Below are 13,928 nucleotides of genomic sequence, written 5' to 3'. Positions count from 1 at the left end.
GTAAGTCTCGCCGGTCGATCTGCGACCGGCTCCGGGCATGTGTTCTCAGCCACGCAACTTACCGGTGCTCCCGGACACAAGCAGGACCTGCGCCCGGCCCCCCATCATGCGAGCAGTGACCGGGCGCCTCGGGTCGACGATCCGTCGTCCTCGGGCGGGAAGAGCCGTTCTCCGTAAGCCGTTCAGGCGCCCGCATCAGCCCCACGCGGTTCTGATACGCCAGGACGCACGCATTCACAAGGATCGATCATGACGACATTGCTCGAGTCCACCTCATCCCACGGCCAAGAGACCGACCAGGGCGTGCTCGGCCGCGTCCGGGCCCACCTGCCAAAGATCGCGGCCTGTTCAGCCGAGGCCGAGGCCGCCCGGGCCGTTCCGGCGGAGATCATCACCGCTCTGCGCGAGGCCGGTGTCTTCCGGATGAGCCTGCCCAAGGCATGGGGCGGCCATCAGCTCGACCTGGTGGAGAGCGCTCGGGTGGTCCGGGAGCTCTCGCGGGCCGACGGCTCGACCGGCTGGACCGTTCAGGCGGCCTCGATGGCCTGGTTCTTCGTACGGTCCCTGCCCCGGGAGACGCTCGAGAAGGAGGTGTTCGGCGACGGCGCCGACCTGTTGCTCCGTGGGGCGATAGCCCCGAAGGGCAAGGCGACCGCGGTGCGGGGCGGCTACCGCGTCAGTGGGCGCTGGCCGCTGGCCAGTGGCTCGTTCACCCCGGACTGGATGCTCGCGGGCTTCGTGGTCGAGGGCGCACCCACCCTTCCGGATGGTCGCCCGGAGATGTGGGTCGCGCTGGTCCGCCCGGAGCAGGCCACGTTCCTCGACACCTGGGACGCGGTGGGCCTGCGTGCCACGCAGAGTACGAACTTCACGATGGACGACGTCTTCGTGCCCGAGCGCTTCACGGGGCCGCTGGTGGGCGACAACAACATCCCCGCTCCCTTCTACGGCCTGCCGTACACCGCCACCGGTGCCTCGCACGACGCCGTCATCATCGGCTGCCTGGAGGGTGCGCTCGGCGACCTCGCGGAACTCGCCGCCACCAAGCGGCCGGCGTTCAACCCCGGGGCGGTCATCGGCGCGGACCCGGTGTTCCAGGAGAAGTTCGCCGAGCTGCACCTGCGCACGGGGGCACTGAACGCCCTGGTGGAGCAGACCGGCCGCGTCGTCATGGACCGGGCACTCGCGGGTGAGGAGCCCACCCCGACGGAGTGGTTCGGCTACACCGGTGGCCACCAGCACATCCACCACGAGGGCACCCGCATCCTCAACGAGATCATGACGCTGTCGGGCAGCTCGGGACTCTACAGCTCCAACCCGATGCAGCGCCGCTGGCGCGACGTCCGCTGCGTCTCCCAGCACGTGGCGGGCAACAACGGCTCGCTGCGGCGGCTGGGCGCCGTGCTTTCCGGTCAGGAGGACGTCCGATGAGCCCGCTCGTCGCGACACCGACGGATCCCGCCGTGCTGCGCCAGGCGTTCGGCTGCTTCCCGTCCGGGGTGACAGCCCTGTGCGCACTTCGTTCGGGTACGCCGGTGGGCATGGCCGCAAGCACGTTCACCCCGGTCTCTCTTGAACCGCCTCTGGTGTCGGTCTGTGTCCAGGACACTTCGTCGACCTGGCCCAAGCTGCGCGGGCAGGGCCGCCTGGGCCTGAGCGTCCTGACCGAGGGACAGGACCTGGTCTGTCGTTCGCTGGCAGCCAAGAGCGGCGACCGGTTCGCGGACGTCGACTGGCAAGCCGGCGAGGACGACAGCGTGTACATCCATGGTGCCAACCTCTGGCTGGACTGCTCGATCCACTCCGAGCTCCCGGGCGGCGACCACACCATCGTGCTGCTGGAGATCCACGGTCTGAAGGCCGAACCCGACCGGGCGCCGCTGGTGTTCCACGGCAGCCGGTTCCGGCGCCTGGCCGGGTGATGAGCAGGTAGCGGCTGCGGAGGGTCCCCGCTCAGCGGGGTCGCCGTCGCCTTACGCCCCGCCGCGTCGGCCGCGAGCGTGCCGGGGGTCGACGTAGGGCCGAGAAGCCGGGTCAGCTGCCCAGGCGGCGGGCGGTCACTTCCTCGGCCAGCTGGGGAGCCACGGCGAACAGGTCGCCCACCACGCCGTAGTCGGCAAGGGCGAGGATCGGCGCCTCGGGGTCCTTGTTGACCGCGACGATCGTCTTGGAGGTCTGCATCCCGGCCAGGTGCTGGATGGCCCCGGAGATGCCCAGAGCGATGTACAACTGGGGAGAGACTGACGCGCCGGTCTGTCCCACCTGGAATCGGTGCGGGTAGTAGCCGGCGTCCACCGCGGCGCGTGAGGCGCCCACCGCACCGCCCAGGGCGTCGGCCAGTTCCTCGACCACCTTGAAGCCGTCCGCTCCTGCGACACCGCGTCCGCCGGACACGACGACGCTCGCCTCGGTGAGCTCGGGACGGTCACCCGCGAGCGCGAGGCGACGGGCCGTGATGCGGGCGGATGCCGCAGGGTCGACCGGCGGCAGGGCGAGTTCCCGCTCCGCCGCTTCCACAGGATGCTCCTCCGGCTCGACGGAGCCCGGCCGCACGGCGATCACCGGGAAGCCGTGTGTGACCTGTGAGCGCACGGTGCAGGAGCCGCCGAAGACGATCTGGGTGACCTCTCCGGAGGAGTCGAGGTCGACCGCGTCGATCAGCAGCCCGGCGTCCAGCCGCGCGGCGAGACGCCCGGCCACCTCCTTGCCGTCCGTCGTCGCGGAGACCAGGACGGCGGCAGGGGACGCTTCCCGGACCGCCAGCTCCAGGGCGTCGACGGCCGGTGTGACGAGGAACTCGTCCGCTTCGGCGGATTCGGCCGAGTAGACGCAGGTGGCGCCGTGGCGGGCGAGGGGGTCCTTGAGGCGAGCCGCCGTGCCGGGGCTCCCCACCACGACGGCGGCCGGATCACCCAACCATCGTGCGACAGCGAGGAGTTCGTAGGTGGACTTGTGGACGTGTTCCCCGTCGTGGTCGACGAGAACGAGGACGTCGGGCATGGGTGCCTGCTTCTTTGGTCGGGGCGGTTCAGAGAAGCCTTTGGGCGATCAGGTAGTCGACGAGCTGGCGTCCGGCCGAGCCGTCGTCCGTGACGCGGATTCCGGCTGCCCGCGCCGGACGCGGCACGGCCTCCACGACGCGGGTGCGGGTCACGAGGAAATCGGCGTCGTCCGCGTCCGGGAACAGGTCGTCGAGGTCGACCGTCTCGACCGGCTTCTTCTTGGCGGCCATGATCCCCTTGAAGGAGGGATAGCGCGGTTCGTTGATCTTCTCGGTGACGCTGACCAGCGCGGGCAGCGGCGCGTCGAGCGTCACCTCGCCGTTCTCGGTCTCGCGCTCCGCGCGCACCCGCCCCGCGTCCACGGTCAGCTCCCGAATGTGCGTCAGTTGCGGCACGCCGAGCAGGTCCGCGACGACGGCGGGGACCACGCCGGCCTGTCCGTCGGTCGTCGCGTTGCCTGCGAGGACCAGGTCGACGTCCGCTACCGTCCGCACGGCGGCTGCCAGCACCCTCGCGGTGGTCACGGCGTCGGAGCCCTGGAGCCTGTCGTCGCAGATGTGGATGCCGCGGTCGGCACCCATCGCCAGGACCTTGCGGATGGCGTCGAGCGCGGAGTCGGGCCCCATGGACACGACGGAGATCTCGGCACCCAGCGTCGCCTTGAGGACCAGGGCCTCCTCCGCGGCGCGCTCGTTGATCTCGTCAAGGACGAGATCGGCGCCCTCGCGGTCAAGGGTGTGATCGGCCTCGGACAGGGTGCGTTCGGCAGCGGTGTCCGGGACCTGCTTGACGAGTACGACGATGTTCACGGTCGTCTTCCTTCAGCCTTGGGTGGTCAGCGAAACGCCGGGTAGCCGGTGATCGCCTGACCGACGACCAGCGTGTGCATCTCGCCGGTGCCCTCGTAAGTGAGCACCGATTCCAGGTTGTTGGCGTGTCGCAGCGGTGAGTACTCCAGGGAGATGCCATTGGCCCCGAGGATGGTGCGGCACTCCCGCGCGATCGCGATCGCCTCCCGGACGTTGTTCAGCTTGCCGACACTGATCTGCTCGGGCCGGATGCGGTGCTGGTCCTTCAGCCGGCCCAGGTGCAGGGCGAGCAGCGCGGCACCGCCCAGGGACACGGTCATGTCGGCGAGCTTCTTCTGCGTGAGCTGGAAGGCACTGATCGGCTTGCCGAACTGCACCCGCGAGTCGGCGTAGCCGAGGGCCGCCTGCAGGCTGTCGCGGGCCGCGCCGACGGCGCCGAACAGGATGCCGAAGCGGGCCTCGTTCAGGCAGGACAGCGGTCCGCGCAGGCCCTGCGCGTGCGGCAGCCGTGCCGAGTCGGGCAGCCGTACGTCGTCGAAGTACAGCTCCGAGGTGATGGACGCGCGCAGCGACATCTTCTGCTTGATGTCCTGAGTGGTGAAGCCGGGGGTGCCGCGCGGCACGAGGAAGCCGCGGATGCCGTCCTCGGCCTGCGCCCACACGGTGGCCACATCGGCGATGCCGCCGTTGGTGATCCACATCTTGGAGCCGTTCAGGATCCAGTCGCCGCCGTCGCGCACGGCCCGGGTGCGCATTCCGGCGGGGTCGCTGCCGAAGTCGGGCTCGGTCAGGCCGAAGCAGCCGATCGCCTCACCGGCGGCGAGCCGGGGCAGCCACTCCTGCTTCTGCTCCTCCGAGCCCCACTTCCAGATGGAGAACATCGACAGCGAGCCCTGCACGGAGACGAAGCTGCGGAAGCCGGAGTCCGCCGCCTCCAGCTCCAGGCAGGCCAGCCCATAGGACACGGCATTGGTGCCGGCGCAGCCGTAGCCTTCGAGGTGCATGCCGAGTACGCCCAACTTGCCGAGTTCCGGGGCGAGTTCGCGAGCGAAGTGGGCGTTCTCGAACCACTCGCCGACGTGCGGGCGCACTCGGTCGTCGAGGAACTTGGCGACGGTGGCCTGGATCTCGCGTTCCTCGTCAGTGAGGACGGAAGCGATGTCGAGCAGGTCGAGGGGGTCCTTCAGCGGCTTGCCGCTCATGTCGGGCTCCTTGTTCGTCGGGGTCGGGAAATCAGGTGGTTGGTTCGGTCCCGGCCGGGGGGAGGATCTGCGTGCTGTGCCGGCCCAGGCCGGGCGGGGGCAGGCGGTACTGCGCGGGTGTGCGGCTCAGCGCGATCGGGTGCGCGACCTGGCGGGAGGGCCGGCCTTCCTCCCCGTCGGCGGGTGCGGCGGGGATGTCGACGATGCCGGGAAGGCCGAGCTTCTGCGCGTAGGCGAATGCCTCGTCGAGGGTGTTGACCGGTCCGGCGGGCACACCGGCGGCCAGCAGGACCGTCGACCAGTGGTCGGCGCCTTCGGCACTGAGCCGTTCGGTCAGGAGGTCCCGCAGTTCGGCACGGTGGGCGACCCGGTCGGCGTTGGTACGGAAGCGGTCGTCAAGCGCGAGCGCGGGATCACCCACGGCCTCGGCGAGCGCCGCGAACTGCCGGTCGTTGCCCACGGCGAGGGCGAGCGGACGGTCGGCGGTGGGGAGAGTCTCGTACGGGGCGATGCTCGGATGCGCGTTGCCCATGCGGCCCGGCACCACCCCCGCCACGGCGAACGCCGACGCCTGGTTGACCATCGCGGACAGCAGCGAGCCAAGCAGGTTCACCTCCACCCGCTGGCCCTCTCCGGTGGCATCGCGGTGCCGCAGGGCGGCGAGGATGCCGAGCGAGGCATGCAGGCCGGTGATCACATCCACCAGGGCCACGCCCGCCTTCACCGGCTCCCCGTCAGCGGTCCCGGTCACGCTCATCAGACCGCCGACGGCCTGCACCAGCAGGTCGTATCCGGGGATCGCAGCTCCCGCGCCGCTACCGAACCCGCTGATCGAGCAGTAGATCAACTCCGGGTGCCGGGCACGGAGTTGCTCGTGTCCCAGGCCCAGCCGCGCCATCGTGCCGGGGCGGAAGTTCTCCACCACCACGTCGCACTCGGCGACCAGTGCGCGGGCCTGCTCGCGGCCGGCTTCCGTGGTCAGGTCCAGGACGACCGACCTCTTGTTCCGGTTGACGCTCAGGAAGTAGGTCGACGTGCCGTCGTGATCCGCGGGAGGGTGCCAGGCCCGGGTCTCGTCCCCGATGCCCGGCCGCTCGACCTTGACGACGTCGGCGCCGAGATCGCCGAGGAGCATGGTGGCGTAGGGCCCGGCGAGGACGCGGGAGAAGTCGGCGATGCGCAGGCCGTCCAGCGCGCCTCGCCCTTTGTGTGGGGTGCTCACGCACCCTCCTCTCTGATCGTCCCGCCCGGATCCCGTCACCACCAGCGCTCCAACGCCGTTGCCAGGTAGGTGAGTTCGACGACGGGAAGGCCCTCGCCGAGGGGGTCGACCCCTCGTACGAGGGTCACCCGGGCACCCACCGCCACCACGACCGGCGCCGTCCCTGTGATCTGGCAGAGCAGGTTGAAGCCCTCGTCCATCGCGACGAACCACGTGTTGTGCTGAGCGTGGCCGTTGCGGCGTACGACGACTCCGGCACCCGCGCCGCGTTCCCGGCTGAAGGCCCTGGACCCGCAGGCACGGCAGCACGAGCGCCGGTAGGCCGGAGTGCCGCACCAGAGACAGCGCTGGAAGAAGAGTTCACGGCAGACCGCCGGCAGGCTCGGCGTGCCCGTCGGTGTCACGCCGGCGAGCACCGCTTCGGGGTCTTCCCCGAGCTCGGTGCGTTGGCAGGTTTCTGTCTGGAGCATCGCGGCCTCCTGCACGCAGCTCGGTGACCGGAAACAGGTGATCGGAATCCGATGTCCCCCTCACCTTGGCTCTGCCGCAGACCGCCGGTCAACGACCAGCTGACGCATCTTTGTGCGCGGAAAACGCTCCGTCCGCCGAGGTCGGAGCAGGTGCCCCGGCGCTACGCTCAGGGCGCGGCCGGTGTCTCCGTGGGCTGCGCGGGGATCCGGCGATGAATGTCCTCGAACAGGTCCCGCATCGCCATGTGGAAAATCTCGGCCTGGTGTTCGCCGACAAAGGAGGTGTGCCCGAAGGCTTCCAGGACGACCAGGCCGTGCAAGTGCCCCCACGCTCCGAGGAGGAGAGCGGTCGCTCTTCCTCTTCACCGGCAGTGTCGTGCAGCCGCTGCGCGCGCTGGCCCTCAACTGATCAGCCTGGCAGCCACCCTCGGCGTCATGACCTGGATCTTCACGGACGGCAACCTCTCCCTCCTCCTTCCTCGGCTTCACCGCGCAGCCGATGGAGATGACCATGGCCGTGCTGATGTTCTGCATCGCCTTCGAAGCTGAGCTTGGCGGTGCCGGGCGAAGAAGCTCACCGCGAGCAGGACGGCAGCCGCGCTGACGATGCGCTCGGTTGCAGATGTTCGGCCTCGGCAGCGGACTGGCCATCCTCATCGACGCCATCGCGGTAGGCGGCGTCCTCGTCCCCGCCGCGATGCGCCTGCTCGGTCGCTCGGCCTGGTACGCGCCCGGCTTCCTGCGTCGTGGCCGGCAAGGTCGTCCCCTCGGTGGCTGAATACCTGCAGATCCGTCGGCTCACCTTGGGCGACTACGCGCTGAGCCTGGTCCGGCTCGGCGCCTCACTCGAACTGCCCGAATTCGACCTGCCCCCCGAGTGCAGGTCAACGGGCGCGGGCTCGGTCTGCCGTGCACCTGCGCAGGAAGGCTGGGATGCTGGGCGTGGAAGCGCTGCCCGTGACGTGGCCCTGACCGACAGGGGTGATGAGCGCCGTGGCGGAAATCGATGAGGATGGTCATGGATCGGCGGTCCCCGTCGTTGCGGCACTGCCGCACACCGATCCGCTGGGCGATCCGTTTCTGCGCGCCCGGTTCGCCCTCCCCGCCAGGCCCCGCACCTACCTGCGGAGGCAGCGGCTCATCGACCACCTCGACCAGGCCCTCACGACACCGCTGACACTGCTCAACGGCCCGGCCGGAGCCGGCAAAACCCTGCTGGCCGCCGAGTGGGCCTGCGGGCTGAGCCCGCCGGTCGCCTGGCTCTCCTTCAACAGCGGAGACCGCCGCCCCGGCGTGTTCTGGGCCTACGTCCTGCAGGCCCTGCGCGCCTGTGGTGCCCCGGCATCCGAAGCCGTCGGGACACCTGCCAACGCCTCCCGGGTGGGCCGCAGGCTCCTGTCCACACTCGCCGCCGAGCTGAACGACCGCGACCGGCCGGTGGTCCTCGTACTCGACGAGTACGACCGAGTGACGGATACGAAAGTCGCGGAGCAGCTGGAGTTCGTCCTGCACCACGCCGGCCATGGACTGCACCTCGTCCTGGTCACCCGCACCGAACCACTGCTCCCGTTGCACCGCTACCGGGCAGTCGGCGAACTGACGGAGATCCGCTCAGCCGAACTGGCCTTCACCCCCGAAGAGGCCGCCGCACTGCTGGAACTGCACGGCGTGAACGTTCCCCTCCAGGCGGCGCGGAATCTGGTCGACCGCACCCGGGGCTGGGCCGCAGGTCTGGGCCTGTCCGCCCTGGCCGCCAGGGAGAGTTCCGACCCCGAGCTGTATCTGAAGGAGTTCGAAGCGGACCGCAGCACGGTCGCGGACTTCCTGCTGGCCGAGGTCCTCAAGGGGCAGACGCGGGAGACACAGGACCTCCTGCTGCGCGTGAGCGTCCTGGAGCGCTTCTGTCCCGATCTGGCCAATGCGCTGACCCACCGCATCGACGCCGAACCCATCCTCGCCGGCCTGCACCGCGAGAACGCGTTCGTCGAACGCCTCGGGCACTCGTGGTACCAGCTCCACCCGCTGTTCAGGGAGATACTGCGGGCACATCTGCGCGTTCGCCTGCCCGGGCTGGAGCCGGAACTGCACAGACGGGCCGCGCAGTGGCTGCGTCCTCACGGCTATCTGCCGGAGACACTCGCCCACAGCGCCGCCGCGGACGACTGGGATCTCGCCGCCGGTGCCCTCGTGGACGACCTCGCGATCGGACGGCTCTTCACCGGCCCCGACGCGCACGACCTGGCGCGGTTGTTCTCCCGCATGGCACCCGAAGCGACAAGCCCGGCAACCGACCTCGTGCGCGCCGCCCACGACCTGTCCCGCCACGACCTCGACCATGGCCTGGCAAGCCTGCGCCACGCCGAGGAGCAGCTTGCCGACGACGCCCGCGACCTGGCGGCCGCCCGGCTGAGCTGTGCGCTGCTGGAGGCCCTGGCCGCCCGGCTGGCCGGGTCTCCCCCACAGGTGGAGAGGGCAGCCGCATCGGCCGCCGAACTACGGCGGGACGTACCGGCTCACCTCCTGGACAAGCATCCCGAACTCACCGCCCTCCTGCTGACCCATGTGGGCTCGACACTCCTTTGGGCCGGGCGTTTCGAGGACGCGCGTGCCGTCCTGAGCACCGTGGCCGGCGCTCCCGGCGGGGCGTCCACCGAGGTGCCCCGGGAGGAGGCGATGGGACACCTGGCCCTGCTCGACTACCTCAACGGCTGGCCCGGCCGGGCGGAGCGTAAGGCGCTGGCGTCGGTGTCCGAGGCGGATCGGCCCGGCGATCGGGCCGAGCGCCCGCCCCAGCCGTCCGGCTCCGGAATCGGACGGCTGGTCCTGGCCGCCGTTGCGGTCGACCGCAACGAACTGGACCGGGCCCAGGCCCTCATCGACGAAACGGCCGATCTCCCCTTCAGAACGCGTGATCCGGTGATGGCGGCGGGGCGGGCCTTCGCCGCGGCTCGCCTCCTGATGGCCAGGGGGAAGATGCGAGCCGCAGTCGAGGCGGCGGATCCGGCCGTCCTCGCCGCCGTGGCCTCCCCGTGGGCGACAAGCCAGGAAGCGCTCGTCACCTCGGCCGCGCACCTGGCCCAGGGACGGCCGGACAGAGCAGCCGAGGTACTCCAGGCGGTCTCCGGCGACCAGCCCGTGTGCGCCGTGGAGGCCGCGTCGATCCAGCTCGCCGCACGACGTCCCGCGGCGGCCTTCGAGCTGCTCGACAGCATCCACGCCGGGGAACGGACCGGCCCTGCGGTGACAGTGCGGGCAGCCCTGGTGAGGGCTCGGGCCGCCGACGCGGCGGGAGACACGGCAACCGCCCGCAAGCTCTTGGCGCAGGCGCTCCTCGACGCCCGGCGTGAGCGGCTGCGGCGTCCGTTCCTGGACGCCGGAGCGTGGATCCGGCCCCTCATGGCCACGGCTGCGCTGCACGATCTGGCGGCAGGCTGGCTCACGTACGCTGTGCCGCTCCAGGGCGAGCGGCCCGCACCACAGTCGCCGCCCGCGCCGCTCGTCGCGGTGGATCTGAGCGTACGTGAGCACGACATCCTGGAGCGCGTGGCCCGGATGATGTCGACGGAGGAGATCGCCGCCGATCTCTGCCTGTCGGTGAACACGGTGAAGACGCACCTCAAAAGCGTCTACCGGAAGCTGGCAGTGAACCGGCGAGGCGAAGCGGTGCGCCGCGCACGCGGTCTTCGGATGCTGTGACCACGCGCCGGTGCGAGCGGCCGGCGCGCGCCCTGACCGCCGTGGGCGGGACATCACCGGGCACGGCCCACTCCCCGTGGCCTCGAGGGCGCCGCTCCTCCCCCGTCGTGGGTGAGGCGCGCGGCGCGAGGCGGGGCCGCGCCGGATGGTCCCCGGCTGGCCCTGACAACGCTGGTGGCGGCCACCGTATGGCTACTGGCCACCATCGACCCGGTCATCGACGACGCGCAGTTCGCCGGGGCCATGGCCCTGCTGGGCGTGGGGATCGGCCTGCTCGCCTCACAGCTGGGCAATGTCGTGCAGTCCGGCGTCGGCGAGGCGGAACGCAGTGAGGCGGGAGGCCTTCAGTTCACGGCCCAGAATCTGGGCTCCGCGCTGGGCACCGCGCTCATCGGATCTGCTCATCGGCGCGCTGGCCCACGCCTTCACCACACGAGTGGAGGACAACCCGCAGCTGTCCGAAGCGACCCGCGAGCAGGTCGGTATCGCCCTCCAGGCCGGTCTCACCTTCATCCCGACCGATGAGGTGCGCTCGGCGACCCAGCGCGCCGGGCTGCCGCCGTCCGAGGTGGACGCCGTCACGGACTCCTACGCCTCCGCGCAGCTGCAAGGCCTCAAGGCGGCGATCCTGGCCACCGGAGGCATCGCTCTGGCCGGTTTCCTGGTCACACCGCACCTGCCGACCGCCCGGCAGAGCCGGCCGCGGGAGCAGGGCACCGATGCTCCGGCCGGAGCGACCGGATCGACACGCTGAGTCGGCAGGGGGCATCCATGTCCAGTCGCAGGGCCACACCCGCCCCGGCCACCCGCGGCAAACGCCGGGCCGAGTGCCGGGGCAGCGCGGACTACACGGGCGGCGTCTACGGTTCCATGCTCGCGGCCTCCGTGGTGATCGGCGCCGGCTCCCTCGGTTCGTTCCCCCGGACCGAGCTGGTTGTGCTGCTGCTCCTCACCGGAGTGGTGTTCTGGATCGCACACGTGCACGCCCAGCTGTTCGGGGCACGCCTGGCACAACAAGCTCCGGACCGGCACCTCGTCATGCGCGTGTGCCGTGGCGAGTGGCCTGTCGTCAAGGCCGCCGTCCCACCGGCCGCCGCGGTGGCGGTCAGCCCGCTCCTGGGGCTGGACGCCCGAGGGGCCGGTTGGCTGGCTCTCTGTGTCGCCGTGGCCGGCCAGGTCGGCTGGTCCGTGGCTGCGGCCCGGCGCGCCGGTGCATCACCGCGGCTCATGGCCGTCACCGCGTCGGTCAACCTGTTGCTCGGCCTGCTCATCATCGCCTTCAAGATCGTGCTGAAGCACTGATGCCGGCGGCCGTCACCTGGCGGGTCACCTGCTCCGGGTGAGGTGCGAACCGGTACGGAGGCGGAGCATGACGGAAAGGGCGCCGTCCGCCTGTCCCGGGAAGCCGTGGGAGGACAAGTTCGTGCGCTACGAGATCCGCGTCGAGGGACACCTGTCGGAGACACTGGCCAAGGCGTTTCCGGAGCTGGGCCATGTGGTGATGGCCGGCCAGACGGTCCTGTTCGGCCCCGTCGTGGACGAAGCGCACCTGTACGGGCTGCTGGCACGCTGCCAGTCACTGGGACTGCGCGTCGTGGAGATGCGGCCGGTACCGGAGTGACGCGACCCCGGCCCGCACGACTAACGGCATTGGCCCAGCAGCGTCGACGAACTCGCCAGGCTGTCGGACATCCGTGACCGGGGCGCCATGCTCGTCAGCAACAACCCCTACGGACGGGCCGTCGACGCTGCTCACCCCGGGCGCAGGTGGCGGCTGGACTCGGGGCTCCTCGGCGTGGTGTGCGTGCGAGTGGACAACGCCGCTCAGGCGGCACGCATCGTGCGCGGTCCGCGCTCAGGTGGGCTGATCAGGCTGAGCGCCGCGGCCGTCGTCGTCGAAGCCGACACGGACGCCCTCCCGGTCGGTATCGACGGAGAGCACGTCGTTCTGCCGTCACCCGTGGTGTGTCGCAGCGCGCCCGGCGCACTCCGGGTCCGCGTGCCGCGCCGTCGCCCCCACCCGTCGCGGGTCTCCGGCGGGGCGGCCGGCTGGCCGGGCGTGGTGCGACTGGCGCTGGGCCTTGGACAGGCGAAGAGTCCTCGGCGTGCAGAGGGGGTCCAGCTCTACGCGGCCGGAGTCTCGGCCTGTTGGGCCTCGACAGCGATCGACCACGTTGGTGAGTGCGTTGGCGACCGTGTCATTGGCGGGGTCCCCAAGCAGGGGTGGTGGGGGGCCGGCCGGTGAGGTTGGTGATCAGTTCGGTGCACAGGTCGCGCAGTTTGATGTTGCGGTGCTGGGAGGCGGAGCGCAGGATGCCGAAGGCCTCGTCGGCGGTGCAGCCACGCTGTCCCATGACCACCCCGAGAGCCTGGTCGATGACGCCGCGCGACTGCATCGCCGTCTGCATCTGCTCGGCGAACGCCTGCGCGTCGGCGATGCGCTGAGCCAGAGCGATGGCGCCGGTGGCCTGCGCGGCCAGCGAGCGCAGGGCGCTGCGATCGGCGGCCTCGAACGCCTGGGGTGGGCCCGCGTAGAGGTTCAGGGCACCGGTGGTGTGGGTGCGGGCGGCGATCGGCAGGGAGAGGGAGGAGCGGATCCCGCAAGCCACCGCGTAGGCCGGGTAGTCGCCCCAGCGGGTCTCCCTGAGCATGTCCTCGACGGCGACCTCTTCACCGGTGCGGGCGGCCTGCAGACACGGACCGTCGTCCTGGCCGTACTGCTTCTCGTCCAGCTTCAGCGCCGCCGGGCCCGAGCTGGCCACGGTCAGAGGCCGCCGCTCTCGTTCGATCGTCACGCCGGCACCCTCGGCTTCGGTCAGAGCCAGCGCCGCGTCGGCCAGAGACTGCAAGAAATCCTCCAGCGACTGAGTTTCCAGCAGCCACTGCATGACCGAAGCACCGTCGTAGGCCTGTTCGGAAGTCACCGCGTCGTTCCTTCATGAGGCCGGTCGGCCCCGTCGTGGGCGTCGTACCGTGCCACCGGGGCGTCGGAGCCCATCCTCCGAAGTAAATCTCCAGCGCGGCCACCACCTCGACACCGGCACCTCAGTCGGCGTGGCATGGCCTCTGTCATCCACATTACAGACAGCGCACTGTGTGAGCCGAACACATGCACCTCTGTCAGAGCGCGTGCTGCGACCACCGGCCCGAACGGGCCCCGACGACCGCGACGCGTCGCGGCACTCCTGGAACACGACGATCCCATGCTTCGGGTGGGCCCTCACGGGAACTCGTCGACGCGAACGGCCTCTGACACGAGCGAGGTACCCGACATGTCCAACCCCCAGGAACCAGAACAGCGACGTAGCCAAAAGGGCGGCGGCACGCCACAGCAAAGCGGTGAGATCAAGGCCCGGGAGACCGAGGCGAAAGGCCGCGGTGACCACGGCACGGACAAGGGCGGCAAAGGTGGAGGGGAAGGCGGAGGGGTGCCGCCGGACCAGCAGCCCGAGCACCCGTGATCCGTTCTGACGGCCCCGTCGCTGCGTGAGCTCGTGATCCGAAGTCGGCATCCCGGAGGCAGGGAG

The 13,928-nt window shown here is 70.7% G+C and carries 12 protein-coding genes and 3 pseudogenes; 8 read left to right on the top strand and 7 right to left on the bottom strand.

The annotated features are described in order from the left end of the window. The first annotated feature begins 249 nt into the window (after positions 1-249). Positions 250-1,431 (top strand): acyl-CoA dehydrogenase family protein, encoded by a 1,182-nt coding sequence (locus CEB94_RS39185; protein ID WP_175436664.1) that lies wholly within the window; start codon positions 250-252, stop codon positions 1,429-1,431. Continuing rightward, positions 1,428-1,922 carry a flavin reductase family protein gene (locus tag CEB94_RS39180; protein ID WP_175436663.1) on the top strand — a complete coding sequence of 165 codons (495 nt, stop codon included), beginning with the start codon at positions 1,428-1,430 and terminating at the stop codon, positions 1,920-1,922. Before CEB94_RS39185 ends, CEB94_RS39180 begins: the two co-directional genes overlap by 4 nt. Positions 1,923-2,034: 112 nt before the next feature. On the opposite strand, the gene CEB94_RS39175 is transcribed toward CEB94_RS39180, so the two are convergent. The 6 genes and pseudogenes from CEB94_RS39175 to CEB94_RS39150 form a co-directional block, all read right to left on the bottom strand. Further along, positions 2,035-3,000 (bottom strand): electron transfer flavoprotein subunit alpha/FixB family protein, encoded by a 966-nt coding sequence (locus CEB94_RS39175; RefSeq protein ID WP_175436662.1) that lies wholly within the window; start codon positions 2,998-3,000, stop codon positions 2,035-2,037. 28 nt (positions 3,001-3,028) lie between these two features. Beyond that, positions 3,029-3,811 (bottom strand): electron transfer flavoprotein subunit beta/FixA family protein, encoded by a 783-nt coding sequence (locus CEB94_RS39170; protein ID WP_175436661.1) that lies wholly within the window; start codon positions 3,809-3,811, stop codon positions 3,029-3,031. 26 nt (positions 3,812-3,837) lie between these two features. After that, a complete protein-coding gene (locus CEB94_RS39165) occupies positions 3,838-5,013 on the bottom strand; it encodes an acyl-CoA dehydrogenase family protein (protein ID WP_175436660.1) in 1,176 nt (391 codons plus the stop codon). A gap of 31 nt (positions 5,014-5,044) precedes the next feature. Continuing rightward, complete coding sequence (locus tag CEB94_RS39160; protein WP_175436659.1) at positions 5,045-6,235, bottom strand: CaiB/BaiF CoA transferase family protein; 1,191 nt, start codon at positions 6,233-6,235, stop codon at positions 5,045-5,047. 35 nt (positions 6,236-6,270) lie between these two features. Further along, positions 6,271-6,705, bottom strand: coding sequence for a PhlB family protein (locus CEB94_RS39155; protein ID WP_175436658.1), 435 nt, complete (start codon positions 6,703-6,705; stop codon positions 6,271-6,273). A gap of 167 nt (positions 6,706-6,872) precedes the next feature. Continuing rightward, a pseudogene (locus CEB94_RS39150) lies at positions 6,873-7,058 on the bottom strand (TetR/AcrR family transcriptional regulator); the annotation flags it as partial. Here CEB94_RS39150 and CEB94_RS39145 point away from each other — a divergent pair. The 5 genes and pseudogenes from CEB94_RS39145 to CEB94_RS39125 all read left to right on the top strand — a co-directional run. Further along, positions 7,058-7,483, top strand: a pseudogene (locus tag CEB94_RS39145) (MMPL family transporter); the annotation flags it as partial. The pseudogenes CEB94_RS39150 and CEB94_RS39145 sit on opposite strands and share 1 nt — an antisense overlap. A 206-nt stretch (positions 7,484-7,689) precedes the next feature. Beyond that, positions 7,690-10,401 (top strand): winged helix-turn-helix domain-containing protein, encoded by a 2,712-nt coding sequence (locus tag CEB94_RS39140; protein ID WP_175436657.1) that lies wholly within the window; start codon positions 7,690-7,692, stop codon positions 10,399-10,401. A 124-nt stretch (positions 10,402-10,525) separates the two neighbouring features. Beyond that, positions 10,526-11,155 (top strand): annotated as a pseudogene (locus tag CEB94_RS39135) (MFS transporter); the annotation flags it as partial. A gap of 17 nt (positions 11,156-11,172) precedes the next feature. Beyond that, a complete protein-coding gene (locus tag CEB94_RS39130) occupies positions 11,173-11,703 on the top strand; it encodes a hypothetical protein (protein WP_175436656.1) in 531 nt (176 codons plus the stop codon). Between the two features lie 121 nt (positions 11,704-11,824). After that, a complete protein-coding gene (locus tag CEB94_RS39125) occupies positions 11,825-12,022 on the top strand; it encodes a hypothetical protein (RefSeq protein WP_175437358.1) in 198 nt (65 codons plus the stop codon). 577 nt (positions 12,023-12,599) lie between these two features. Here CEB94_RS39125 and CEB94_RS39120 read toward each other — a convergent pair. Then, the gene (locus CEB94_RS39120; RefSeq protein WP_175437357.1) at positions 12,600-13,289 is read right to left on the bottom strand and encodes an ANTAR domain-containing protein; all 690 of its coding nucleotides are present in this window, start codon (positions 13,287-13,289) and stop codon (positions 12,600-12,602) included. A gap of 384 nt (positions 13,290-13,673) precedes the next feature. On the opposite strand from CEB94_RS39120, the gene CEB94_RS39115 reads away from it, so the two are divergent. Further along, on the top strand, positions 13,674-13,862 hold the full coding sequence (locus tag CEB94_RS39115) for a hypothetical protein (RefSeq protein WP_175436655.1): 189 nt from the start codon (positions 13,674-13,676) through the stop codon (positions 13,860-13,862). The last annotated feature ends 66 nt before the right edge of the window (positions 13,863-13,928 follow it).

Source organism: Streptomyces hawaiiensis, assembly GCF_004803895.1.
Taxonomy (GTDB): Bacteria; Actinomycetota; Actinomycetes; order Streptomycetales; family Streptomycetaceae; genus Streptomyces; species Streptomyces hawaiiensis.
This window is presented reverse-complemented; position numbering and strand designations above follow the sequence as displayed.

Excerpts from the sequence above, each read along its gene's own strand:
- CEB94_RS39180 (WP_175436663.1), top strand. The coding sequence starts at position 1,428 with ATGAGCCCGCTCGTCGCGACACCGACGGATCCCGCCGTGCTGCGCCAG.
- CEB94_RS39120 (WP_175437357.1), bottom strand. The coding sequence starts at position 13,289 with ATGCAGTGGCTGCTGGAAACTCAGTCGCTGGAGGATTTCTTGCAGTCT.
- CEB94_RS39115 (WP_175436655.1), top strand. The coding sequence starts at position 13,674 with ATGTCCAACCCCCAGGAACCAGAACAGCGACGTAGCCAAAAGGGCGGC.
- CEB94_RS39130 (WP_175436656.1), top strand. The coding sequence starts at position 11,173 with ATGTCCAGTCGCAGGGCCACACCCGCCCCGGCCACCCGCGGCAAACGC.
- CEB94_RS39155 (WP_175436658.1), bottom strand. The coding sequence starts at position 6,705 with ATGCTCCAGACAGAAACCTGCCAACGCACCGAGCTCGGGGAAGACCCC.
- CEB94_RS39175 (WP_175436662.1), bottom strand. The coding sequence starts at position 3,000 with ATGCCCGACGTCCTCGTTCTCGTCGACCACGACGGGGAACACGTCCAC.
- CEB94_RS39140 (WP_175436657.1), top strand. The coding sequence starts at position 7,690 with ATGAGCGCCGTGGCGGAAATCGATGAGGATGGTCATGGATCGGCGGTC.
- CEB94_RS39185 (WP_175436664.1), top strand. The coding sequence starts at position 250 with ATGACGACATTGCTCGAGTCCACCTCATCCCACGGCCAAGAGACCGAC.
- CEB94_RS39165 (WP_175436660.1), bottom strand. The coding sequence starts at position 5,013 with ATGAGCGGCAAGCCGCTGAAGGACCCCCTCGACCTGCTCGACATCGCT.